Consider the following 24742-nt stretch of genomic DNA (forward strand, 5'->3'; position numbering starts at 1 on the left):
TTAGTTTCTGTCATTCAGCCTCCCGCCCTTTTATTAGACTTTCTATCAGCCCCCTCGACATCGTGTTTGATGATCCATCTCAATCGCACTAATGTCCGGCCATCATCAGATCGCTCATGCGCACTCCTGCAAACCTGCTCCCGAGCACCAGTGAACGCCTGAAAGCACTGAACATGGACAAGGATGAACTGCGGGCCTTGCGCAATTTTCTGGACACAGGTTGAAGGAGGCGGCATCACAGTTGGTCGCGTTTGCGCAATTGGACGCTGGGTCAAGCGCACTTGAGAAACAATATCGTTTATTATTGTTACAAGTTTTGTAGTACCCAAGCGAGGAACCCAGCGAATGATGCTCCGAAATACCCAGCTTGCGACATTCCTACTGCGCGGCCTGTCCATCGCCGCTCTTGGTCTGACATTGACCGTACCTACCACCTACGCCGCAGACAAAGTTTCCCTGACGCTGTACAACGGCCAGCACAAGGAAGTCGGCGATAACCTCGCCGCAGCCTTCGAAGCCAAGACCGGCATTCACGTCAATGTGCGCAAAGGCAGCAGCAACCAATTGGCCAGCCAGATCATGGAAGAAGGTGATCGCTCGCCCGCCGACGTGTTCTACGCCGAAGAATCCCCGCCATTGAATAACCTGGGTGAACAGGGTTTTCTGGCCAAGGCCGATGACGCCACGTTACAAGCCCTGCCCAAAGAGTACGTCGCGACCAATGGCACGTGGATTGGCGTCACGGCGCGCACCCGCGTCGTGGCCTTCAACCCGAAAAAGATTGATGAAAAAGACCTGCCTAAATCGGTGATGGATTTCGCTGATCCTGAATGGCAAGGCAAAATCGGCTTCGTGCCCACCAGCGGCGCGTTCCAGGAACAAGCCGTGGCCATCATCAAGCTGCACGGCCGTGAAGCCGCTGAAGAATGGCTGACTGGCCTGCGGGCATTCGGCAAGACCTACACCAACAACATGGTTGCGCTCAAAGCCGTGGAAAACGGCGAAGTGGCGGCGGTACTGGTCAACAACTACTACTGGTTCGCTTTGCAGCGCGAGAAAGGGCAACTGGATTCCAAGCTGCATTACTTCACCGATGGCGATGCGGGCGGCTTGATCACCGTGTCCAGCGCCGGCGTGCTCAAGGCCAGCAAACACCCAAAAGAAGCCCAGCAGCTGCTGGCGTATATGGCCAGCGAAGAAGGTCAGCGCGTGATCACCAACACCACCGCTGAATACCCGATGCGCAAAGGCATGGTCTCGGAGCGCGGCCTCAAGCCGTTCGAGGAGCTGCAACCACCGAAAGTGACACCGGCTGACTTGGGCAATGCCGAAGAAGCGCTGGACCTCGAACGCGACGTTGGCTTGCTCTGATGCTGTCGGTCGCCCAACCTGCCCGCTTCACCCTCAAACGCAAACGGCCTTCGATCTGGCTGCTGCTGCCCGTCCTGTTGCTGGTGGGTTTAAGCCTGTTGCCGTTGCTGTATGTCGGCACCAAAGCGTGGCAGGCCGGGTGGGCGCAAGCGGTGCACATGTTGTGGCGCCCTTATGTGTTCGACCTGATGCGCAACACCTTGCTACTGATGGTCGGCGTGACCGTGGTGTGCGCAGTGGTCGGCCTTTCGCTGGCTTGGTTGCTGGAACGCAGCAACCTGGCAGGACGACGCTTGTGGGGGGTGATTTTGTGCCTGCCTTTTGCCGTTCCGGCATTCGTCAGCAGCTTCACCTGGGTGTCGCTCAGTTCAAGCTTTGAAGGTCTGGGCGGCGCGATTCTGGTGATGAGCCTGTCCAAGTACCCGCTGATTTTCCTGCCGGTGGCGGCAACCTTGCGCAACCTCGACCCGGCGCTTGAAGAGTCGGCCCGAACCCTGGGCCAGAACCGCTGGGGGGTGTTTTTCAGAATCACCTTACCGCTGCTCTGGCCGTCGCTGCTGGCAGGTTCGCTGCTGATTGCCCTGCACATGCTGGTCGAGTTCGGCGCGCTGTCGATCATCGGCCTGCAAACCTTCACCACGGCTATTTATCAACAGTTTGAGCTGGAGTTCAGCAACGCCAATGCGGCCATGCTGTCCGCCGTTTTGCTGGTGATGTGTTTGACGCTGCTGTGGCTGGAACTCAAAGTGCGCGGCAAGGGCCGTCACGTGCGTATTGGCCAGGGCGCGGCGCGGCATGCCGGGCAGGTTAACCTGGGCACATTGGCACTGCTCGGCCAGTTGTATTGCCTGGCGCTGGCGATTGTGGGCAGCGGCATCCCGCTGGGGATGCTGGTGTACTGGCTGATCAAAGGCAGCTCTGCGGCGTTCCCCGTTGCACAAATCGGTGAGGCATTGCTCTCCTCGGTGTCGCTGGCGCTGGGGGGTGCTGCGTTGTGCCTGGTGCTGGCGGTGCCGGTCGGGTTGCTGGTGGTGCGTTACAAAGGCCAATTGGCGATCTGGGCCGAACGCTTGCCGTATCTGCTGCACGCTTTGCCGGGACTGGTGATTGCCCTTGCACTGGTGTATTTCGCGCTGCACTGGGTGCCTGCGCTGTATCAGACCTCGGCGCTGTTGCTGATCGCTTACGCCTTGTTATTTTTGCCGCTGGCGCAGGCACCGATCCGCACCGCACTGAACAAGGCCGCGCCACAGCTTGAAGAAGCTGCGCGTACGCTGGGCGCTTCTTCGTTCTCGGCGTTTTGCCGGGTGACGTTGCCCATCATCTTTCCTGCGTTGGGTGCGGCGTTTGCACTGGTGTTCCTTGATGCGATGAAGGAGCTGACCGCGACCCTGCTGCTCAGTCCGACCGGGCTTAATACGCTGGCGACACAAGTGTGGTCGCACACCTCCAACATTGAGTTTGCAGCGGCGGCACCGTATGCGGCGCTGTTGATTCTAGTGTCGGGGTTGCCGGTGTATTTGCTGACTACGCGGATGTATTTGAGTCGATGAAACGCCCTTCACCCCGCCCCTCTGCCGCCGGGAAAGGGGTGGAGTGAAGGCTTTGGGTTTCAGGCCCTGAATTGCCCCAGGCTCGCTTTAAGTTGCGCAGCCAATCCGTCCAGCACTTTGCCACTGGCCGTGGTTTCATTCACCGCCTGCGCAGCACGCTCAGCCTGTGCATGAATTATTTCTACACGCCCACGCACCGCCTGCGCACCTTGCGCTTGATGCGCTGCGGCACGGGTCGCATCACCAATGGCCGCGTGTACTTTTTCCACGGACGCCTGCACGCTTTTCTGCAGTTTCACGCTGCCACGCAACACGTCCAGCCCTTCCGTGGCTTGACGCCCCGCCAGGCCGATAGCCGTCACGGCCTCTTTCGCACCTTGCTGCAACGCCACAATGTGCGCCTGAATATCCCCGGTTGAGCGTTGGGTCTTACTCGCCAACGCCCGCACTTCATCGGCGACCACCGCAAAACCACGACCGGTTTCCCCCGCTCGTGCCGCTTCAATCGCCGCGTTAAGCGCCAGCAGGTTGGTTTGCTCGGCAATGCCGTGAATCACGGTCAACACCACTTCGATCTGCTCACTTTGCTGCGCCAGGCGCTCAATCACTTTGGCGCCCGCGCCCACCTGCCCCGCCAGCGCCTCAATCAGCCCGCCCACTTGCGCGGAGGTGCGTGTGTTTTCATCAGTGGCCTGACGAATATCCAACACTTGTTTAAGCGCCGCCTGCATCGCCTGACTCTCAGACTGCGCCGCATCAGCCATCGTTGATAACGCCTCAAGGCTTTGCGCCACTTCATCACGCTGCAATTGTGCAGCGGCATCGGCCCCGGCATTGCGCAGGGTCATGGCACCAATCTCGACTCCGGTACGCTGCGCCACATCGCCCGCCTCACGCACGATGGGCTGCAATTTGTCGACGAAACGATTGACCGCTGCCGCCATGTCGCCAATCTCATCCTTGCTGTTGAGGCCCACACGTTTGGTCAAATCGCCCTCCCCGGCCGCCAGTTCGTTCAGCGCCGCGATCAACAGCAGCAATTTGTTGACCACACGCCGCCCCAGCACGACGGCCACCAACAGCAACACACCCAACCCCACAATCGCCAACCCCAACCCCATACGCCAGCGCAACGTGTCCGCGGCGTCGCGCACGGTGGCAGCGGTATTGGCCTGCATCTGCGCTGCCGCGGTTTGCGCCGAGGCCAAGCGGGTACGTAACGCGCCCGCGCTGTCACTGGCCGCGCCTTGCAGGCTTTCACCGACCAATTGCTCACTGCTGACAATCAGCTGCGAAAAACGGTGATCAAGCGCTACCAGGTCTTTCTCAATCGAGGCGGTGGAGACGCCCATCAGCACCTTGCCAATCTCCACGCCATTGGGGCTGATGGGGGCTTCGAGGTAGTAGACGGCGGGGTCATGCCGCGCGGCATCCAGCACTTTGTCCAGCGCGCGGTCGCCTTTGCCTTTTTCCAGCAGTGCTTTGTTGATGGGATTTTCGCGGTTCAGGTAGCGCGTCAGATGCTGACCCGTGGCGTCGTCGTACACCACAAACAGCACATTGGGATTGCGCTGAGCACGACGTGCGAATTCGGACAGCGTCGGCACGTCGCTGTCCCACATAGCCCGAGGCGCCACTGCCGCCAGCAGTTGCGCCATATCGTTGGCCGAGTCCATCAGGCTCTTCTCAAGCGTCGCCCGAACCTGCGCTTGCTCATCTTTTAAGCGCGGGGACAAACCCGCCGTCAACCGTTGTCGGGTACTGGTAGAAAGCCCCTCCAGACTGCCTTTCACCTCGCGTGCGGCCTGTTCAAGTTCTGCGGAGAGTTTCTGGCTGTCAGTGCCCAGGCGCGCGTCCAAATCTGCTTCTAACGCGGTGACTGTGCTCCGAGTCAGTGCAACAGCGACCAGTACCTGCACCAAAAGAGCGATACCGAGGGTAACGAACACGGGTCGCAACAGACGGCTTTGTAACAGTGAAAGAATGGCTGACATGAAGAACCCCTCTACGGCGGTGCCATTACATTGATGGCACCCTTGATGGGTTCTCTACAGCAAGGGTCGTGCCGCACACCGGGGCGGGGCAAAAACAACAAAGGGCCCCGAAGGGCCCTTTGTTTGACAGCACGACGACTTAAGCGAACGGGTGACGCAGAACGATGGTTTCGTTGCGGTCCGGACCTGTCGAGATGATGTCGATCGGCGCGCCGATCAGTGCTTCTACGCGCTTGATGTAAGCACGCGCGTTTTCTGGCAGCTCTTCCAGGGTTTTGGCGCCCACGGTCGATTCAGTCCAGCCCGGCACTTCTTCATACACAGGCTGTAGGCCTACGTAGCTGTCAGCGTCGGTCGGTGCGATCTCGTTACCTTCTGCATCTTTGTAGCCAACGCAGATGTTGATGGTATCCAGACCGTCGAGTACGTCCAGCTTGGTCAGGCAGATGCCCGAGATGCTGTTCACATCGATAGCGCGACGCAGGATAACGGCATCGAACCAGCCGCAACGACGTGCGCGGCCAGTAGTGGCGCCGAACTCGTGGCCTTGCTTGGCCAGGTGAGCGCCGACGTCGTCGAACAGCTCAGTCGGGAACGGACCCGAACCTACGCGCGTGGTGTAAGCCTTGGTGATGCCCAGGATGTAGTCCAGGAACATCGGGCCAACGCCCGAACCGGTCGCAACGCCACCAGCGGTGGTGTTGGAGCTGGTCACGTACGGGTAGGTGCCGTGGTCGATGTCGAGCAACGAGCCTTGAGCGCCTTCGAACATGATGTCTTTGCCAGCGCGACGCAGGTCGTGCAGCTCAGCAGTCACGTCCAGCATCAGCGGCTTGAGCAGCTCGGCGTACTCTTTGCACTCGGCCAGGGTCTTGTCGAAGTCGATGGCAGGCTCTTTGTAGTAACCGACCAGCATGAAGTTGTGGTAGTCCACCAATTCACGCAGCTTGGCTTCAAAGCGCGGCATGTTCAGCAGGTCGCCAACACGCAGGCCACGACGTGCAACCTTGTCTTCGTAAGCCGGGCCGATGCCGCGACCGGTCGTACCGATCTTCAGCTCGCCACGGGCTTTTTCACGGGCCTGGTCCAGCGCCACGTGGAACGACAGAATCAGCGGGCAAGACGGGCTGATACGCAGGCGCTCACGCACCGGTACGCCTTTCTCTTCCAGCTTGATGATTTCACGCAGCAGGGCATCGGGTGCAACCACGACGCCGTTGCCGATCAGGCATTGCACGCCTTCGCGCAACACGCCCGACGGAATCAGGTGCAATACGGTTTTTTCGCCGTCGATCACCAATGTGTGGCCAGCATTGTGGCCACCTTGGTAACGCACTACAGCGGCAGCATGTTCGGTCAGCAGATCAACGATCTTGCCTTTGCCCTCATCACCCCATTGGGTGCCCAGGACTACGACATTCTTACCCATAACACTTGTCCTCATTCGCGCAAACTTGGTGCCGGCTGTCGCCGGCAGGAAAACTCAAGAAGCCAGCGGCACTACTTGCCACAAGCCGTTCTGCTGAATCAATTGGCGGTCGCAGTCTGCCTCATGGGCGCCAACCTGCTGTTGCCCAGGCAACGCCTGAACCACACGCTGACCTTCACTGCGAAGCTGGCAAACCTGCTGCCAGAGTGCCGCATCCGTGCTGTCAGGCATCCAGATACCGCCAGACGGCAACTCGACCTGCGCCCGCCCCAGGGTCACCAGGGTTTTCAAATCGGTCGAAAAGCCGGTTGCCGGCCGGGCACGCCCGAACACAGCACCAATGTCGTCATAACGACCGCCCTGAGCGATGGAATCCCCAACGCCCGGTACAAAAACCGCAAACACCACACCTGTGTGGTAGTGATACCCACGCAACTCACCCAGGTCAAAGTACAGCGGCAACTGCGGGAAACGCACAGACAACCGCTCGGCAATTGCCAACAAGTCGTCCAGAGCAGCCAACACAGGGGCCGGAGCCTTGGCCAGACGCTCACGCGCAGCAACCAGAACGTCGTGGCCGCCACACAAATCAACCAGCGCCTGCAGCATGCCAGCCAAATCAGCGGGCAAGCCTTGGGTCAAGGCCGTTACTTCGTCGATCGCTTTGCGTTGCAGAGCGTCGAACAATTGTTGTTCTACTTCAACCGACAGGTTGGCCGCACGGGCCAACCCACGATAAATACCGACATGCCCCAGGTCCATGTGGACATCCGGGACGTCAGCCAGTTGCAGCATAGCCAGCATCAGGCTGATGACTTCAACATCGCTGCTCGGGCTCGCATCGCCATACAACTCGGCACCCAACTGGATCGGGCTGCGCGAGGAAGACAAACCGCGAGGCTGTGCATGCAGCACGCTGCCGGCATAGCACAAGCGGCTTGGGCCAGCGCGCCGCAAGGTATGCGCATCGATGCGCGCCACTTGCGGCGTGATGTCTGCACGAAAACCCATCTGGCGACCCGTTTGCGGGTCAATCACCTTGAAGGTCCGCAGATCGAGGTCCTGACCAGCCCCGGTCAACAGGGATTCCAGGTATTCGATATGCGGGGTGACGACGAACTCATAGCCCCAGCTCTGGAACAGATCCAACACCTGACGGCGCGCCACTTCGATGCGAGCGGCTTCAGGTGGAAGTACTTCTTCGATGCCATCTGGCAAGAGCCAGCGGTCTACCGTTGCCATTACGCCATTCCCCTATGATCCGGGCGGCCAGCCAGCAGGCGAGCCTTGAGTAAAGCAGAACGTGGCTGCGTCTTGAACGCGCGCAGCAAAAAAGCCCTAAACGAAAAGGCTCACACAGCACATTCCTCGAAAAATCTGCCGACGCTGTACCAGCCGATCGGGCAATCAAACATGCAGACGCAAAAAAGCCGGGAATTTCCCGGCTGCCGCATCATACACACGTTTTCTAAAAGGATCACCCCGCCAGGCCATTTGCCCGCCCGGCGGAGTGAATACATGCATTTGATACGCACTGTGGGAGCGAGCGAGCTCGCACCTACAGGGTTATTGCGGCTTGGACTTTTCCAGGTAACGGAAGAAGTCGCTGCTTGGGTCCAGCACCAGTACATCGCTCTTGTTCGCAAAGCTTTCGCGGTAAGCACGCAGGCTGCGATAGAACTTGTAGAACTCCTGGTCCTGGCCATAAGCCTTGGAGTAAATCGCGGCAGCTTGAGCGTCACCATCACCGCGTGCTTCTTCAGACTGACGATACGCCTCAGCCAGCAGAACACGACGTTGACGGTCGGCGTCAGCACGAATGCCTTCTGCCAGCTCGTTACCTTTGGCCCGGTGCTCACGTGCTTCACGCTCACGCTCGGTGCTCATGCGTTCGAAAACGCTGCGGTTTACTTCTTTTGGCAAGTCGATGGCCTTGACGCGAACGTCGACCACTTCGATGCCCAGCTCTTTTTCAGCCATTTTGTTCAGCGATGCGGTGATGTCAGCCATCAATGCATCACGCTCACCCGACACCACTTCGTGCAGGGTGCGCTTACCGAACTGGTCGCGCAGGCCGGATTCCAGACGACGCGACAAACGCTCGTCAGCAATCTGCTTCATACCCGAAGTGGCGGTGTAGAAGCGCTCGGCATCTTTCACGCGCCACTTGGCGAAGGCATCAACCATCACAGCTTTCTTTTCCAGCGTCAGAAAACGCTGCGTCGGCGCATCCAGCGTCATCAGGCGGGCGTCAAACTTGCGCACCTGGTTAACGTAAGGAATTTTCACGTGCAGGCCCGGTTGGACATCCGCCTGAACCACACGGCCGAAACGCAACATGACTGCGCGTTCGGTTTGCGAAACGATGTAGAAGCTGTTCCAGGCAACCACTGCCACGACAACGCCGACAATAAGGGCGATCAGCGATTTATTGCTCATCAGCGGCTCTCCCTGGTACGCGGCTGTTGCGCCTGATCGGTGCTGACATGCGAAGCAGCATCGTTGTTGGTGCTCGCTGCGGCGGCCGAACCCGTTGCCGGGGTGCTGCCATTACGGCCTTCAATCATTTTGTCCAACGGCAGATAAAGCAGGTTGCTCTGGCCGTTTTTGTTACCGGTCACGAGTACCTTGCTGGTATTGCTGAAGACTTCTTGCAGGGTGTCCAGGTACAGACGATCACGGGTAACTTCAGGTGCTTTGCGGTACTCGGCAACCAGTTTGGTAAAGCGGTCAGCCTCACCCTTGGCACGCGAAACCACTTCGTCACGGTAGCCGTTGGCATCTTCGATGATGCGCTGAGCCTGACCGCGCGCTTCCGGCACCACGCCATTGGCGTAGCTTTCTGCCTGGTTGCGGGCACGCTGCTCGTCTTCACGGGCGCGAATCACGTCGTCAAAGGCTTCCTGCACTTCACGCGGTGCAGCTGCGTTCTGTACGTTGACCTGCGTTACGGTGATACCGGTCTTGTAGGTATCGAGGAAGCGTTGCAGACGCTCCTTGATTTCTACAGCCATCTGCTCACGGCCTTCGGTCAGCACTTTGTCCATCGAGGTCGAACCCACGACGTGACGCAAGGCGCTGTCTGTAGCCTGTTGCAGACTGATTTCCGGTTGATCAACGTTGAGCACGAAGTCGCGCAGGTTGCTGATCTTGTACTGCACGGTCAGCGGCACTTCGACGATGTTTTCGTCTTCAGTCAGCATCTGGCCCTGCTTGGTGTACGCACGCTCACGCGTCACGTTTTCCATGTACTTTTTGTCGAACGGCGGGAAATAAATGTTCAGGCCCGGCCCCACAGTGTCGTAGTACTTGCCCAGGCGCAGCACAACGGCTTGCTCCTGCTCGTCGACTACATAAACCGCGCTGTACAGCCAGACGGCTGCCATGACGACCAGTACGATGCCCAGCACGCCAAAGCCGGCGCTTTTGCCGCCGCTTGAGCCGCCATCGCTACCGCCTGTACGTTTTTTCCCACCACCGAACAACCCATTCAGGCTTTCCTGCAGCTTTCGGAAGGCCTCGTCGAGATCTGGTGGTCCCTTGCGGTCGCCATTTTTAGGGCGTTTGCCACCCCAAGGATCTTGATTATTCGAGTTGCCACCCGGCTCATTCCAAGCCATAGCGCTCTCCATCTGATAAAGCAAAGACGCGCCCACGGCGCGCCGACCAATGCTACAGAATGCCTATCACAGCGGCACGACCGCTTTGCGAGGCTTTTATTGCAAAGTGTGTTCTTCGATGAACGCTGCTGGCTCCAACCCTTCGCGGCTGACCAGGCGATTAAGCTCGGCTCGCGGCAGGCGAACATCCAGCAGGCAGACCCCTTCATCGTCATGTGCTTCTTTTTGCACTGCACCCAATTCGAAGAATTGCGCACGCAGTCGAGCAAATCGCTGCGGCAAGCGCAAGGTGGCGACGAACAAATCGTTGCCCAACAACTCGGCGATGGCCTGTTCCAGCAGCTCCAGCCCTGCACCGTCACGGGCCGACAACCAGACCCGCTGCGGTTTGCCATCGGCATCACGCTGGATCTGCGGCTCAACCGCTTCAAGCAAATCGATTTTGTTGTAGACCTCAAGGATCGGCAAGTCCTGAGCGCCAATCTCGCCCAAAACCACCATCACCTGTTCGATCTGCGCCATGCGCTCCGGTTCGTGTGCATCAATCACATGCAGCAACAAGTCCGAATTGCTCGACTCTTCGAGCGTAGACCGGAAAGCCTCAACTAGCTTGTGCGGCAAGTGACGAATAAAGCCCACGGTGTCGGCCAGTACGATGGGCCCCAGGTCGGCCAGATCAAGACGGCGCAAAGTGGGGTCAAGCGTGGCGAACAATTGGTCAGCGGCGAACACTTCAGAGCCGGTGACCGCATTGAACAGCGTGGATTTCCCGGCGTTGGTATAGCCCACCAGCGACACCGTAGGAATGTCGGCGCGTTGGCGCCCTCTACGTGACTGCTCGCGTTGACTGCGGACTTTTTTCAGACGGGCCTTGATCTGGCTCATGCGCACACGCAGCAGGCGACGGTCGGTTTCGAGCTGGGTTTCACCCGGGCCACGACTACCAATGCCACCGCCTTGACGCTCAAGGTGGGTCCAGCCGCGCACAAGACGCGTGCTCATGTGGTCAAGCTGGGCCAATTCGACCTGGAGCTTGCCTTCATGGGTACGGGCGCGTTGAGCAAAGATGTCGAGAATCAGCCCGGTACGGTCAAGCACGCGACACTCGAAAACACGTTCGAGGTTTCGCTCCTGACTGGGCGTGAGGACGTGATTGAAAATCACGATGTCGACTTTCTCGGCCTTGGCCAGGTCGCGTAACTCTTCGACCTTGCCAGTGCCAATCAAGTACTTGGCCGATGGCCGATGACGCGGCACGTTAAAAAACGCGACGGTCTCGGCGCCGGCCGATACAGCTAACTCCTGGAACTCCTGCGGATCTTCGCGCGCCTCAGGGTCCTGACCTTCCAAGTGAACGAGGATCGCTCGCTCACCACCACCGTGGCGCTCAAAGAACAAAGCAGACTCCTATCAAGCGTTACCTGGTTCAGCGTCTGCCTGTTCCGATTCTGCTGCGCTTGGCAGACGAATTGGACGTACAGGAACGACTGTCGAGATAGCGTGTTTGTAAACCATTTGGCTTACGGTGTTTTTCAGCAGAATCACGAACTGGTCGAAAGACTCGATAGTCCCCTGCAGCTTGATCCCGTTGACTAGGTAGATGGAAACGCCAACCTTCTCTTTACGCAAAGTATTCAAGTAAGGGTCTTGTAGCGAATGCCCTTTTGACATATGCCGCACTCCTGTAAGGATAAAAAATAGAAACAAAATGTAGAGGGTTGATGACGCCACACCCATAGGATAGACGGCATTTCTGGAGACTCAGCTCAATATGGAGACCGATCCCAGGTATTTCAAGGCTCGTGGCAGATTGTCGCAGGCCAGACTGTCAAGCCAATGCAGGTCATCCCAACCGCGCAACCAGGTGAACTGTCGCTTGGCCAATTGGCGCGTGGCAATGATGCCGCGCTCCTTCATCTCGGCCTGTGACAGCTTGCCGTCAAGGTAGTCCCAGACTTGTCGATAGCCCACTGCACGTATAGACGGCAACCCCGCATGAAGGTCACTTCTAGTCCGCAGGGCTAGGACCTCATCAATGAACCCCTGTTCCAGCATTTGCCCGAATCTTTGTGCAATTCGCTCATGCAGTACCTGACGATTCGCCGGGGCGATGGCCAGATTCGCGACAGTATAGGGCAATTGACTGGAGCCTGAAGCCGCTGCTTTAGTAGATTGTTCAGATTGTTTCAAGCGATGGGCCGTCATGCTCAAACCGCTGACCCGATAAACCTCCAGCGCCCGCGTCAAACGCTGCGGATCGTTGGGGTGAATGCGCGCGGCCGACTCGGGATCAATCGCTGCCAACTGCTCGTGCAAGGCTTGCCAGCCCAGGCGCTGAGCCTCTTCTTCAAGCTGCGCCCGCACCTCTGGATCGGCGGCGGGCATGTCAGCCAGACCGTCAGTCAGGGCCTTGTAATACAACATGGTGCCGCCCACCAGCAGCGGAATATTGCCGCGCGCGGTGATCTCGGCCATCGCCTTGAGTGCATCGGTACGAAAGTCTGCTGCCGAATAGCTTTGAGCCGGGTCGAGAATGTCGATCAACTGGTGCGGATGTTTAGCCAAAATGTCGCGCGAGGGCTTGGCGGTGCCAATGTCCATGCCGCGATAGACCAGCGCCGAATCGACGCTGATCAGCTCACACGGCAATACCTTGCTCAGCTCAATGGCCAAGTCGGTTTTGCCGGCAGCCGTGGGACCCATCAAAAAAATGGCGGGGGGTAAAGCGTTGGAACCTGTCATCAGCGACCGCGCAAAAAGAGTTTGTCCAAGTCGTCCAGACCCATTTGGGTCCAGGTGGGACGACCATGATTGCACTGACCACTGCGCTCGGTGTTTTCCATGTCACGCAACAAGCCGTTCATTTCAGGGATCGCCAAGCGGCGGTTGGCCCGAATGGCACCGTGGCACGCCATGGTCCCAAGCAACTCGTTGAGGTGGGCCTGAATCCGGTCACTGGTGCCGTATTCCATCAGATCAGCCAGCACGTCGTGCACCAGACGCTGCGCTTCGGCCTGCTTGAGCAACGCCGGGATTTGGCGGATGGCCAGGGTTTCCGGGCCAAGGCGTTGCAACTCGAAGCCCAGGCGCTGGAACCACTCGGCGTGCTCTTCGGCACAGTCGGCTTCACGCTGACTGACCGCAATCGACTCCGGCACCAACAATGGCTGCCCGCTCAGCCCTTCACTGGCCATAGCGATTTTCAGCCGCTCGTACATGATGCGCTCGTGCGCGGCGTGCATATCAACCAGCACCAGCCCTTGGGCGTTCTCCGCAAGGATATAAATGCCCTTGAGCTGCGCCAGCGCAAAGCCTAACGGCGGGATATCACCCTGCCCGTCCGGTAGCGGCGCGGCATTGGCCTCAGGCAACGGTGCAAAGAATTCGCGGTAGGCATTGCGGGCTTCTTCGGCAGGCACGGCAGGAGCTGAAGGCTGAGGGCGATATTGATACTGATAACCCGCCCCCGCACCTGAACCGGCAACGTGCGGCGTCGGCGCGGCTTGCTGCTGTTCCAGCGCATGGGCGGCCAGGCGCATTTCGCCTTGTGGGCCAAACTCACCCGCATCCAGACCGGTCGCACGCTCGGCCCCCGGCACAGGCGCCGGGGCGGCCAACTGGTCTTCGGGGCGCACATCACCCAGCGCGCGGTGCAAGGTGCCGTACAAAAAGTCATGCACCATGCGTCCGTCACGAAAACGCACTTCGTGCTTGGTCGGGTGAACGTTGACGTCGACCACCGCAGGGTCGACTTCAAAAAACAGCACAAACGTCGGATGCCGACCGTTGAACAGCACGTCGCGGTAAGCCTGACGCACCGCATGCGCCACCAGCTTGTCGCGCACGGCACGGCCGTTCACATAGAAGTACTGCAAGTCGGCCTGGCTGCGCGAGAACGTCGGCAAGCCGACCCAACCCCACAAATGCAGGCCGTTGCGTTCAACCTCAATCGGCAGCGCCTGCTCCAAAAAGGCCGAGCCGCACACCGCCGCCACGCGCCGGGCGCGAGCGGTGTCGTCACGCGCTTCATGCAGGTTGAGGATGGTTTTGCCGTTGTGGCGCAGGTTGAACGCCACGTCGAAACGCGCCAGCGCCAAACGCTTGATCACTTCTTGCAGGTGATCGAATTCAGTTTTTTCGGTTTTGAGAAACTTGCGCCGCGCCGGGGTGTTGAAAAACAGGTCGCGCACTTCCACCGAGGTCCCGACCGGGTGTGCGGCAGGCTGAACCCTGGGCGCCATGTCGCGACCCTCAGTTTCGACCTGCCAGGCCTGATCGGCGCCACGGGTGCGCGAGGTCAGGGTCAGGCGTGCCACCGAACTGATGGAGGCCAGCGCTTCTCCGCGAAAACCGAGGCTCATCACCCGCTCAAGGTCTTCAAGATCACGGATCTTGCTGGTGGCGTGACGCGCCAGCGCGAGCGGCAAGTCGTCACTTGAGATACCGCTACCATCGTCGCGCACGCGCAACAATTTGATGCCCGCCTGCTCCACGTCCACATCAATACGCTTGGCGCCCGAGTCGAGGCTGTTTTCCAGCAACTCTTTAATCACCGAGGCCGGACGCTCAACCACTTCGCCTGCTGCAATCTGGTTAGCCAGGCGCGGGCTGAGCAGTTCAATGCGCGTATTGGCGTTCAACTCACCGTCACTCATTGCTTGGACACCAACTCACTGGCCGGAATGTTGAGGGTCTGGCCGATTTTCAACTCATCGCTTTTCAGGCTGTTGCTGGAGCGCAACGTCGCCACGCCCACTTGATAACGCACGGCAATCATGGCCAGCGTTTCACCGGGTAGCACGCGGTGTTCGCGCGCGCCCTGGGCAATTTTGCCGGTGTCGCGCAACCAGGCGATGTAAGTGCCCGGTGGCGGATTCTGCTGGAAGAACTGACGCACGCCGCTGCTGATCGAACGCGCCAGCGCCTGCTGGTGGTTGGAGGAAGCCAGTTTCGACGCTTCGTTGGCGTTAGAGATAAACCCGGTTTCGACCAGAATCGACGGGATGTCCGGCGATTTCAGCACCATAAACCCGGCTTGCTCTACGCGCTGCTTATGCAGCGGGGTGACGCGGCCGATGTTGGTCAGCACTTTTTGGCCCACGTTCAGGCTTGAGGTCAGCGACGCGGTCATCGACAGGTCGAGCAGCACACCCGCCAGCATGCGGTCCTTGTCATCGAGGCTGACGTTGCCGGCACCGCCGATCAAGTCAGAACGGTTTTCACTGTCCGCCAGCCAACGCGCTGTTTCAGAGGTTGCGCCGCGTTCAGACAACGCAAACACCGAGGCACCAAAAGCCGCCTTGGACGGTGCCGCGTCAGCGTGGATCGACACAAACAGGTCGGCGCCCTTTTTACGGGCGATTTCGGTACGACCGCGCAACGGAATAAAGTAGTCGCCTGTACGGGTCAGCTCAGCTTTAAAGCCTTTCATGCCGTTGATTTGGCGTTGCAGCTCTTTGGCAATCGCCAGCACCACGTCTTTTTCACGCTGGCCCGCAGAGCCGGATGCACCGGGGTCTTCACCACCGTGGCCGGCGTCAATTACCACGACCACGCTGCGCTTGCCACTCGGGATCGGCGGCAGTTTCACATCAGGCTGCGCCGGGGTGACCGGCACCACCGGGACTTTTGCCACGTTGGTCGCGGGCAGGCTTGGCGCCAGATCAACGCCCTGGTCATACAGGTCGACCACAAGGCGATTGCCGTACTGCGCGTTCGGCGCCAGCACAAAGCTCTTCGGGGTCACCGGTTTTTTCAGGTCGATAACCACGCGCAAATCGGTGGGCGTGCGTTGCGCAGAACGCAAGCTGGTGATCGGCGTGTTGGCCATCGGCACGTTCAACGCGCCTGCCAGGGTTGCACCGTTGATATCAATCACCAGGCGATCTGGCGACGTCAGGGTGAATACGCTGTGCTGCACGGGACCTGTGAGGTCAAACACCAAACGGGTGTTGTCCGGAGCACGCCACAAACGCACGCTTTTTACCTGGGTCGCGGCCACGGCATTGACGGCCATGACACTGAGCAACACACCCACCACACTGACTAACGCGCGAAAGCGCATACCAAACCCCATCATTATTTGTTTTCCGGTGCCAAAGCGGCACACCAAGACTCGCCACGAGAACCTTGGGGCGTCAGCTTCAGCAAACGCCCGGTGTTATGCGGGGTAATGGTAATGGTCAGGTCGGGCTTTGGCAAAAAGCCTGCACCCTTTTCGGGCCACTCGATCAGACACAGGGCGTCTTCATCAAAGTAGTCACGAATACCCATGTACTCCAGTTCTTCGGGATCGACCAAGCGGTACAGGTCGAAATGGAACGCGCGTATATCGCCAATCTCGTACGGTTCGACCAACGTGAAGGTCGGACTTTTTACCGCCCCGGTGTGCCCAAGCCCGCGAATCAAGCCGCGCGACAAGGTGGTTTTGCCCATCCCGAGGTTGCCATCCAGAAAAATCAGGCCGTGGCCTTGGGTGACGGTGGCCAAACGTGCGCCAAAGGCGGTCATTGCCTCTTCATCGGCCAGTGGCAGTGTTATTTCGTGCACGGTGCGTGTTCCTCCAACAACTGACGAATGGCTGGTATCAAATCACTGGCCGCCAGCCCACGGCCCAGAATGCCTTGTTGCTCACCGGCGCGGGCATGTAGCCACACCGCCAGGCATGCCGCATCAAACGCGCGCATGCCTTGTGCCAGCAGCGCGCCAAGCACGCCCGCCAACACATCACCTAGCCCGGCGGTGGCCATCGCCGGATGCCCGTGGTTGCAGATGGCCAACTCGCCATCGACCCCGGCAATCAAACTGCCCGCCCCTTTAAGGACGCAGACAACTGAGTATTTTTTAACCAGAGCCCGCGCCGCAGCGGGGCGATCGGCCTGCACCTGCTCGGTGCTGATGCCCAGCAACCGGGCGGCTTCGCCGGGGTGCGGGGTGATTACCGAGCCGCGAGCCAACTCAAGGCCAGCGTTGGACAACAGATTCAGCGCATCAGCATCCCAAACCTGTAGGATTTTTGCCTGCGCCGCCGCAGAAAACAGACTGCGACCCCACGGAGCCTGCCCCAAACCGGGACCAACCACCAACACCGACGCGTGGGCCAACACGCCCATCAGTTGATTGGCAGACGCCACACCCAACGTCATGACTTCAGGCAAGCGGGTCAAGGCGCCAGGCACGTGCTCTGGGCGCGTGGCCAGTGACACCAGCCCGGCGCCACAGCGTAATGCGGCTTGAGCGCTCAACATGATCGAGCCGCCAAAACCCCGATCGCCGCCAATCAGCAGCACATGCCCAAACTGGCCTTTGTGAGCGTCTGGCGCACGCGCAGGCAGGCGCGCCAGTGTCTCTGCGCGCAGGACATGAGGTTCGGGTAACGGGTGTTTGGTCTGCGGCATACGTGTCGGGCTCCGATGTCTGGCAGAATTATACGCATCTCAGCTCCGGTTTCCCTTGCCTCATGCCTGCTAATACTGTCGACCTTCCCGTTCTCGCTCAATCCATCAAGGAATGGGGCCGCGAGCTGGGCTTTCAACAAGTCGCCATTGCTGGCCTCGACCTGGGAGAACACGAGCAACATCTCGAACGCTGGCTCGCGGCGGGCTACCACGGCGAAATGGAATACATGGGCGCCCACGGCAGCAAACGTTCGCATCCTGAAGAGCTGGTACCCGGCACGTTGCGCGTGGTCTCGCTGCGCATGGACTACCTGCCCGGCGACACGCACATGGCGCAACTCCTGGCACAACCCGAAAAAGCCTACGTGTCGCGTTATGCGCTGGGCCGCGATTATCACAAGCTGATCCGCAAACGCGTGCAGCAACTGGCGGACCGTATTCAGGCCGAGATCGGCCCGTTTGGGTTCCGGGCGTTTGTCGACAGCGCTCCGGTGCTGGAAAAGGCCATCGCGCAAAAGGCAGGTTTAGGCTGGATCGGCAAGAACACCTTAGTCCTCAATCGCAAAGCAGGCAGTTACTTCTTTTTGAGCGAACTCTTTGTCGACTTGCCGCTGCCCGAAGACCCGCCCCATGACACCGAGCACTGCGGGCGTTGCACCGCGTGCCTGGATATTTGCCCGACCAATGCCTTCGTGGGGCCCTATGTGCTGGATGCGCGTCGCTGCATTTCGTACCTGACCATCGAGCTTAAAAGTGCGATCCCGGTGGAACTGCGCTCAATGATCGGCAATCGGGTGTTTGGCTGCGATGACTGCCAGATCGTGTGCCCGTGGAACCGTTTTGCCCGCACCACGGGCGAAGGCGACTTCAAACCACGGCACAATCTGGACAACGCCGAGCTGGCCGAACTGTTTATGTGGGACGAAGACACGTTCCTGAGCAGTACCGAAGGGTCGCCGTTGCGTCGAGCGGGCTATGAGCGCTGGTTACGTAACCTGGCCGTGGGCCTGGGCAATGCCCCGTCGAGCATTCCGGTGCTGGAAGCGCTAAAAGCACGACGTGAGTACCCCTCAGAGCTGGTGCAGGAACATGTGGCATGGGCGCTTGAGCAGCATGCTCAGCGAGTATCCGGGTAAGCCGCCTACCCTCACCCCAACCCTCTCCCAGAGGGTGAGGGGCTGATTGACGGTGCTCGGTCAGTTCCTTCTCCCTCCGGGAGAGGGCTAGGGTGAGGGGCTTTTAATGCTCGTCGTTGTAGACAAACTTGGGCATTTCCCAATTAAAGCGAATGGCCAGCAAGCGCAGCAGCAGGCCACCGAACAACGTCACGAAAATCGCCTGATCGTTGGGCATGCCCAGGTAGGTACACAGCAAAAAACACCACGCGGCCGCAAACGAGACACTGGCGTACAGCTCACGGCGAAAGATCAACGGAATGTCGTTACAGAAGATATCGCGCAGGATACCGCCGAACACGCCGGTGATCACGCCACTGACCGAGGCGACGAGCATGCCCTGGCCCATTTCCAGCGCGGTCATGCAGCCAATCAGGGTGAACGCCACCAAGCCCAGCGCATCGAGCACCAAAAACAGCGAGCGCAAATGGCGCATCAAAGGGGCGATAAAGATCGTCACCAATGCTGCAAATGTCGTGAGCACCAGGTACTCCGGGTGTTTGACCCACGTCAGCGGGTAATGCCCCAGCAGCATGTCGCGCACCGAACCGCCGCCCAGCGCCGTGACGCACGCAATCAGCACCACACCAAACCAGTCCATGCCCCGACGCCCGGCAGACAGCGCCCCGGTCATGGCTTCCGCAGTAATGGCAACTAAATAGAGCATCAGCAACATGGCGGCGATCCTTGCAATAAGGCGCGCAGTCTACTCAGTTGGCGCGAGCACCAAAAGGGGGCGGCAAAGAACGTTGGCACCGACCCCGTAGCCACTCACGAAGGCTACGCCCGGTTGCGAAGCCATCGTAAAATCTGAGTGCAGGGCGCGCCTGATACACCCGGATGCCTGACTTTACGACGACTGCGTCGCCGAACGCAGCCTTCGGCAGCCGCTACGACAGTGCGCTGACATCATCAAAACTTGATGAAATGCTTGCGGTAGTGCTGCAACTCGGCAACCGACTCACGGATATCGTCCAGTGCCAGGTGCGTGCCTTTTTTCACCAGGCTGTCGCGCACTTCAGGTGCCCAGCGGGCGACCAGTTCTTTAAGCGTCGAAACGTCGAGGTTGCGGTAGTGGAAGTAGCTTTCGAGGGCTTTCATGTGGGTGTACAGGAAGCGACGGTCCTGGCAGATGCTGTTACCGCAGATGGGGGATTTGCCTTTTGGCACCCATTGTTCCAGAAAGGCAAGGGTCTGCGCCTCGGCCTCGGCCATGCTAGTGGTGCTGTCTTTGACACGCTGGGTCAGGCCGCTGCCGCCGTGAGTGCGGGTGTTCCACTCGTCCATGCGCGCCAGTACGGCGTCGCTGTGGTGAATGGCAATGACCGGACCTTCAGCCAGGGTGTTGAGGTTGCTGTCGGTGACGATGGTGGCCATTTCAATAATGACGTCGTTATCTGGGTCCAGACCGGTCATTTCCAGGTCGATCCAAATCAAATTCTGTGGGTTTTGCATAGAAGGCTCCTGGGCTTAGTCGCGCAGTTTAGCTTAGGCGTGCAGCCCTCGTGCTAAACTCGCCAGCGTTTTACCTTCCTTATCGTTTTATCAACACGGAACACCCATGGCCAAACGCCAGCTCAACCGTCGCCAAAACTGGCGCATCGAAAAGATCCAGGGCGAGCGCGCTGCCCGCGCCGCCAAACGCGAATCCAGTGCCGTCGAAGCGCTCGAAGGGGGCGATCTGGGCCCTGAGCAACTCGGGCTGGTGATCGCGCACTTCGGTGTGCAGGTCGAAGTCGAAGCCCAAGAAGGTGAGCTCAAAGGTCAGATGTTCCGGTGCCATTTGCGCGCCAACCTGCCAGCGCTGGTCACCGGTGACACTGTTGTTTGGCGCGCGGGCAATCAGGGTATCGGCGTTATCGTCGCCCAACTGCCACGCAAAACCGAACTGTGTCGCCCAGACAGCCGCGGCCAGCTCAAGCCGGTGGCCGCTAACGTCGACATGATCGTGATTGTGTTCGCGCCCATGCCCGAGCCGCATGCCAACCTGATCGACCGCTACCTGGTCGCCGCCGAGCACGCGGGCATCCGCCCGTTACTGTTGCTCAACAAGGCCGACCTGATCGACGACCAAAACGCTCCCGCGCTGAACGCACTGCTGGGGGTTTATCGTCAGCTGGGCTATCCCGTGCTGGAAGTGTCAGCCCATCACGGCGACGGCATGCAACAGTTGCAAGCCCAGCTGGACGGTCATATCAGCGTGTTTGTGGGTCAGTCGGGCGTCGGTAAATCGTCGCTGGTCAACAGCTTGCTGCCAGAGGTCAACCTGCGCGTCGGGCCGCTGTCCGAAGTCTCCGGTCAGGGCACGCACACCACGACCACGGCGCGACTGTTCCACTTCCCGGGTGGCGGCGATCTGATCGACTCCCCCGGTATTCGCGAGTTTGGCCTGGGCCACGTGAGCCGGGCCGATGTTGAGGCGGGCTTTATCGAGTTCAACGACTTGATCGGCCGCTGCCGCTTCCGCGACTGCAAGCACGACCGCGAGCCGGGCTGTGCCTTGTTGATGGCACTGGCAGATGGCCGCGTGCAGCAACAGCGCATGAACAGCTACCGCTCGATCATTGCCAGCTTGCCTGAGTCCAGTTACTGAAAGCCCCCTCACCCACTCCTCGCCCAAAGGCAGAGGAGTGGGTGAGGGCAAGCAGCGTTAAGGCTTCGGCGCCTCTGGCGCTTTGTCGTCGAACAGGTTCAGCTTCTCCCGTTCTTCGTGCATCGCCGGGGGGATTTGATCCGCAGGCAGTGTGATCGGATCAATCGGGGTGGTCGGCGTTTCGGGCTTGGCCAGTTCAGAGCCTTGTTCACCTTCGATGGCGCGCTGCGCCTTTTTCGTCAGCACCACGATGTCGATGCGGCGGTTGACCGGGTTCAGCGGGTTGACCTTGTCAAACAGCACCGAAGACGCATAGCCCACAATCCGCGCCACCTGGTCTTGCGGATAACTGCCCGCCACCAGTGCACGACGCGCCGCGTTGGCGCGGTTGGCCGACAACTCCCAGTTACCAAACGCCGCATCGCTGGTGTACGGCGTGGCATCGGTGTGGCCGCTGATGCTGACTTTGTTCGGCACCGCTTTGATCGTGTCGGCCATGGCCAGCAAAATATCTTCGAAGTAAGGCTTGAGGCGCGCACTGCCGACGTCAAACATCGGGCGATTTTCAGCGTCCATGATCTGGATACGCAGGCCGTCCGGGGTGATTTCGAACAACAATTGATCTTTGAATTTGCGCAGCTGCGGGTTTTCTTCGACCTTGTTCTGCAACTCCTGAAGCAGCAGTTCAAGGCGTTCTTTCTCGACCTGCTCAGCCATGCCTTCCACTTGATCGGTGTCGACCGTGATCTTGTCCGGTTGCGGCTGCATTTTTTGTTCAGGGTTGAGGGTGTTGTCCGGCGCCATCGTCGGCGTGCCGCCCAAATCGATGATGTACGGCGTGCCACTTTCCGAAAACCCGATCGGGTCTTTGAAGTAGCCGGCAATGGCGATTTTCTGTTCCGGGGTCGCGGTGGACATCAGCCACAACACCAGAAAGAACGCCATCATCGCCGTCGCAAAGTCAGCGAAGGCGATTTTCCAGGCGCCACCGTGGTGGCCCGCTGCGAAGCGCTTGACGCGCTTGATGATGATTGGCTGATTGTTTTCCATGGATCAGCGACCGCGAACCACTTGTTCCAGCTCGGCAAAGCTTGGACGGTGCTTGGGGTACAGCACTTTACGGCCAAACTCGACGGCCAGCGAAGGCGGCATGCCGGAGGCCGACGCCACCAGCGAAGCTTTAATCGACTCGTACACGTTAAGTTCTTCTTTGGCATCGTGGGCCAACGAGGTGGCCAGCGGACCGAAGAAGCCGTATGCGGCCAAAATACCGAAGAATGTACCCACCAGGGCGGCACCTACGTGGACACCGATCATGGCCTGGTCACCGTCGCCCAGCGACGCCATCGTCACCACGATCCCCAATACCGCCGCCACAATACCGAAACCCGGCATGCCGTCAGCGATGCCGGTCACGGCGTGCGAAGGATGCTCCAGCTCTTCTTTGAGGCTGAACAGCTCCATGTCAAACAAGCCTTCCAGCTCGTGGGGCGCCATGTTGCCCGACGACATGATGCGCAAGTAGTCGCAGACGAAGGCCGTCATCCGGTCATCTTTGAGCACAGCAGGGTATTTGGCGAAGATCGGGCTGGCGGCCGCGTCTTCAATGTCGCCTTCGATGGCCATCATGCCTTCGCGACGACTCTTGTTAAGAATCTCGTAAACCAGGCCCAACACTTCCAGGTAGAAGGTGTGGGTGAACCGCGAGCCGAACATGCCCAGTGATTTTTTGATCACGTGCATGGTCATGTAGCCGGGGTTGGCTTGCAGGAAGGCACCAAACGCCGCCCCGCCGATAATCAAGACCTCGAACGGCTGAATCAGCGCCCCGATCTTGCCGTGGGAAAGCACGTATCCGCCGAGCACGCTCGCGAACACGACAATGATGCCGATAATTTTAGCCATAGGAATTCAGGTACTTCTGCGTCGGGTTCAAGGTCATATTCGAGAGTTAAAAAACTCTTCTTCTCCTTATCGGCAAAACTGCGCCAGACTATAGGCCATAAAGGCGAAAAGCCAGTTGGGCCCACTCCGGGCGTGTAAACAATGGATGATGACCACTCTCCCATCATGGCTAATGAAACCAGCAGCTCGACCCCAATCCCTTCTACCCTCGATGCGTGGGTTAAGCAGCTCGACGCCGTTCGCCTGCCCATCCCGCTCGACAGTCATGAGCGCGTTTGCAAGGCGATCAACGACAATCGCCGCTCGTTACGCGACATTGCCGAGCTTATGCAAGACAGTCCGGCGCTCGCGCTGAGCCTGATCCGCGACGCCAATCACCACACTCACGGCAGCTTGAGCGAGCCGGCCGAAAGCCTCGAAGTGGCGATTAATCGTTTGGGACTGGCGCGCACTCAAGAAATGCTTGAGCGCTTGCCCGCCTTGCCGTGGGAAGAAATCCCTCAACCATTCCGCCAAATTCAACTGATCAGCCAGCACGCCGCGCAACAAGCCAGCGGCCTGTTTGGTAATCGGCTGGCGCGCCTGTGGCAAGAAATCTACTGGGGCAGCCTGCTGTTTCTCTCACCGTTGTGGGCGATGGCGCTGACGCACCCCGAGCAACTTGAAGAGTGGGAGCTGCGGGTCATTCACAAAGGCGAATGCGCAAGCAAGGTCGAACTGAAACTGTTCGGCGTGCGCCTGTTTGAAATTTGCCGCGCGTTGGCCCAGCTGTGGCGGCTGCCCGAGTGGGTGTTGCAGGGCTATGCGGTGATTACTGACGAACAGCGCACGCTGGTCAAAGTGCTGCACATCGCCCGCGACAACCATCATCGCCTGCGCCAGCAACAACGACTGGACGCCGACCCGGCACTGCGCCGCTGGCTGAATCAACCGTCGAATACCGTGCTGCTGGCCAATGGCCTGGCACTTTCGGCGCAACAAGCCTGGGACACGCCGCACAATTTGCGCTGGCAGTACCTGACCAGCCTGTACCTGCAAATACCGATTGAAGAACTGCAACAGCAGGTTCACCAAAACGCAGCCAGCAGTGCGCGCTATCACTCGATGCCAGACCTGTGGCACCCGGCCGAATCGCTGTTGTGGCCTTGGGAAATGCGCCGCGTACACCGCGGTTTGTTACCGGCGCCTCCGCCCTCCGCCGATTCACTGGTGGTGTGGCGTAAACAGTGTGGGCAATTGCTCGCCGAGCCGAGCACCTTCACCAACTCAATGCACCTGACCACCTGCGCCCGCGATGCGCTGACGGCCTGCGGCATGCGGCGGGTGCTGCTGTTGATGGCCGATAAAACCTCGACCACCTTGTCTGTGCACCAGATTGCCGGCCTGCCCAAAGCGGCCTTCGACTTAAGCCTGCCGATCAAAAACAGTGCGGTACTGCAACGCCTGATGACGCAACCGGCACAATTTCGTCTGACGCCTGAGAACAATGCACAGATTTCGGCGGTCTTACCCAACAGCCTGCGCAGCCTGTTTCCCGGCGAGCACTTGTTGTTGCGCTCGATCAGTAACAATGGCCGCGTGGTGATGCTGATACTGGCCGACCAGGGCGGCGGGCCGTTTTCAGAAACCAGCGTGCAGGCGTTTGGCAAAACCGCGCAGTGCATCGAAAAAGCCTTAAACAGCTTTACCACTCGCGGGCGTTGAC

The 24742-nt window shown here is 59.3% G+C and carries 20 protein-coding genes and 2 pseudogenes; 5 read left to right on the plus strand and 17 right to left on the minus strand.

Going from position 1 to position 24742, the window contains the following annotated elements:
- The first annotated feature begins 345 nt into the window (after positions 1 to 345).
- Both TU86_RS11495 and TU86_RS11500 read left to right on the plus strand, forming a co-directional pair.
- Entirely contained in the window at positions 346 to 1371 is a 1026-nt protein-coding gene (locus TU86_RS11495) for an iron ABC transporter substrate-binding protein (protein WP_048364436.1), read from the plus strand.
- On the plus strand, positions 1371 to 2924 hold the full coding sequence (locus TU86_RS11500; protein ID WP_048364437.1) for an ABC transporter permease: 1554 nt from the start codon (positions 1371 to 1373) through the stop codon (positions 2922 to 2924). Before TU86_RS11495 ends, TU86_RS11500 begins: the two co-directional genes overlap by 1 nt.
- Positions 2925 to 2983: 59 nt before the next feature.
- On the opposite strand, the pseudogene TU86_RS23680 reads toward TU86_RS11500, so the two are convergent.
- From TU86_RS23680 to TU86_RS11560, 13 genes and pseudogenes are all read right to left on the minus strand, one after another.
- Positions 2984 to 3499 (minus strand): annotated as a pseudogene (locus tag TU86_RS23680) (methyl-accepting chemotaxis protein); the annotation flags it as partial.
- 390 nt (positions 3500 to 3889) lie between these two features.
- Positions 3890 to 4918, minus strand: a pseudogene (locus TU86_RS23685) (methyl-accepting chemotaxis protein); the annotation flags it as partial.
- A gap of 139 nt (positions 4919 to 5057) precedes the next feature.
- Positions 5058 to 6347, minus strand: coding sequence for an adenylosuccinate synthase (locus TU86_RS11510; protein WP_048364439.1), 1290 nt, complete (start codon positions 6345 to 6347; stop codon positions 5058 to 5060).
- Positions 6348 to 6401: 54 nt separating this feature from the next.
- Positions 6402 to 7589 (minus strand): ATP phosphoribosyltransferase regulatory subunit, encoded by a 1188-nt coding sequence (locus TU86_RS11515; RefSeq protein ID WP_048364440.1) that lies wholly within the window; start codon positions 7587 to 7589, stop codon positions 6402 to 6404.
- 324 nt (positions 7590 to 7913) lie between these two features.
- On the minus strand, positions 7914 to 8786 hold the full coding sequence (hflC, locus tag TU86_RS11520) for a protease modulator HflC (RefSeq protein ID WP_048364441.1): 873 nt from the start codon (positions 8784 to 8786) through the stop codon (positions 7914 to 7916).
- Complete coding sequence (hflK, locus tag TU86_RS11525) at positions 8786 to 9967, minus strand: FtsH protease activity modulator HflK (RefSeq protein WP_048364442.1); 1182 nt, start codon at positions 9965 to 9967, stop codon at positions 8786 to 8788. The genes hflC and hflK overlap by 1 nt, the downstream gene beginning before the upstream one ends.
- Positions 9968 to 10063: 96 nt before the next feature.
- On the minus strand, positions 10064 to 11365 hold the full coding sequence (hflX, locus tag TU86_RS11530; protein ID WP_048364443.1) for a ribosome rescue GTPase HflX: 1302 nt from the start codon (positions 11363 to 11365) through the stop codon (positions 10064 to 10066).
- Between the two features lie 12 nt (positions 11366 to 11377).
- Positions 11378 to 11638 carry an RNA chaperone Hfq gene (gene hfq, locus TU86_RS11535; protein WP_047273123.1) on the minus strand — a complete coding sequence of 87 codons (261 nt, stop codon included), beginning with the start codon at positions 11636 to 11638 and terminating at the stop codon, positions 11378 to 11380.
- Positions 11639 to 11728: 90 nt separating this feature from the next.
- On the minus strand, positions 11729 to 12709 hold the full coding sequence (miaA, locus tag TU86_RS11540) for a tRNA (adenosine(37)-N6)-dimethylallyltransferase MiaA (RefSeq protein ID WP_048364444.1): 981 nt from the start codon (positions 12707 to 12709) through the stop codon (positions 11729 to 11731).
- Complete coding sequence (gene mutL, locus TU86_RS11545) at positions 12709 to 14622, minus strand: DNA mismatch repair endonuclease MutL (protein ID WP_048364445.1); 1914 nt, start codon at positions 14620 to 14622, stop codon at positions 12709 to 12711. Before mutL ends, miaA begins: the two co-directional genes overlap by 1 nt.
- Complete coding sequence (locus TU86_RS11550) at positions 14619 to 16043, minus strand: N-acetylmuramoyl-L-alanine amidase (protein ID WP_203303091.1); 1425 nt, start codon at positions 16041 to 16043, stop codon at positions 14619 to 14621. Before TU86_RS11550 ends, mutL begins: the two co-directional genes overlap by 4 nt.
- A 2-nt stretch (positions 16044 to 16045) precedes the next feature.
- Positions 16046 to 16516: a tRNA (adenosine(37)-N6)-threonylcarbamoyltransferase complex ATPase subunit type 1 TsaE gene (gene tsaE, locus TU86_RS11555; RefSeq protein WP_048364446.1), complete on the minus strand. Its 471-nt coding sequence runs from the start codon at positions 16514 to 16516 to the stop codon at positions 16046 to 16048.
- The gene (locus tag TU86_RS11560) at positions 16504 to 17364 is read right to left on the minus strand and encodes an NAD(P)H-hydrate dehydratase (RefSeq protein WP_048364447.1); all 861 of its coding nucleotides are present in this window, start codon (positions 17362 to 17364) and stop codon (positions 16504 to 16506) included. Before TU86_RS11560 ends, tsaE begins: the two co-directional genes overlap by 13 nt.
- A gap of 62 nt (positions 17365 to 17426) precedes the next feature.
- On the opposite strand from TU86_RS11560, the gene queG reads away from it, so the two are divergent.
- Positions 17427 to 18500 (plus strand): tRNA epoxyqueuosine(34) reductase QueG, encoded by a 1074-nt coding sequence (queG, locus tag TU86_RS11565; protein ID WP_048364448.1) that lies wholly within the window; start codon positions 17427 to 17429, stop codon positions 18498 to 18500.
- Between the two features lie 103 nt (positions 18501 to 18603).
- Here queG and TU86_RS11570 read toward each other — a convergent pair whose 3' ends face one another.
- Both TU86_RS11570 and orn read right to left on the minus strand, forming a co-directional pair.
- Positions 18604 to 19215 carry a trimeric intracellular cation channel family protein gene (locus TU86_RS11570; RefSeq protein ID WP_048364449.1) on the minus strand — a complete coding sequence of 204 codons (612 nt, stop codon included), beginning with the start codon at positions 19213 to 19215 and terminating at the stop codon, positions 18604 to 18606.
- Between the two features lie 236 nt (positions 19216 to 19451).
- A complete protein-coding gene (gene orn / locus TU86_RS11575; protein ID WP_048364450.1) occupies positions 19452 to 19994 on the minus strand; it encodes an oligoribonuclease in 543 nt (180 codons plus the stop codon).
- A 106-nt stretch (positions 19995 to 20100) separates the two neighbouring features.
- Here orn and rsgA point away from each other — a divergent pair, with 106 nt between their 5' ends.
- Positions 20101 to 21132 (plus strand): small ribosomal subunit biogenesis GTPase RsgA, encoded by a 1032-nt coding sequence (rsgA, locus tag TU86_RS11580; protein WP_048364451.1) that lies wholly within the window; start codon positions 20101 to 20103, stop codon positions 21130 to 21132.
- 57 nt (positions 21133 to 21189) lie between these two features.
- Here the strand turns inward: rsgA and motB are convergent, their stop codons facing one another.
- Positions 21190 to 22182, minus strand: coding sequence for a flagellar motor protein MotB (motB, locus tag TU86_RS11585; protein WP_048364452.1), 993 nt, complete (start codon positions 22180 to 22182; stop codon positions 21190 to 21192).
- Positions 22183 to 22185: 3 nt separating this feature from the next.
- Entirely contained in the window at positions 22186 to 23037 is an 852-nt protein-coding gene (motA, locus tag TU86_RS11590; protein WP_048364453.1) for a flagellar motor stator protein MotA, read from the minus strand.
- Positions 23038 to 23202: 165 nt separating this feature from the next.
- Between motA and TU86_RS11595 the strand changes: the two genes are divergently transcribed.
- Positions 23203 to 24741, plus strand: a complete 1539-nt coding sequence (locus tag TU86_RS11595; RefSeq protein WP_048364750.1) for an HDOD domain-containing protein — start codon at positions 23203 to 23205, stop codon at positions 24739 to 24741.
- Position 24742: the final 1 nt, after the last annotated feature.

The organism is Pseudomonas weihenstephanensis, from assembly GCF_001043055.1.
Lineage (GTDB): Bacteria > Pseudomonadota > Gammaproteobacteria > Pseudomonadales > Pseudomonadaceae > Aquipseudomonas > Aquipseudomonas weihenstephanensis.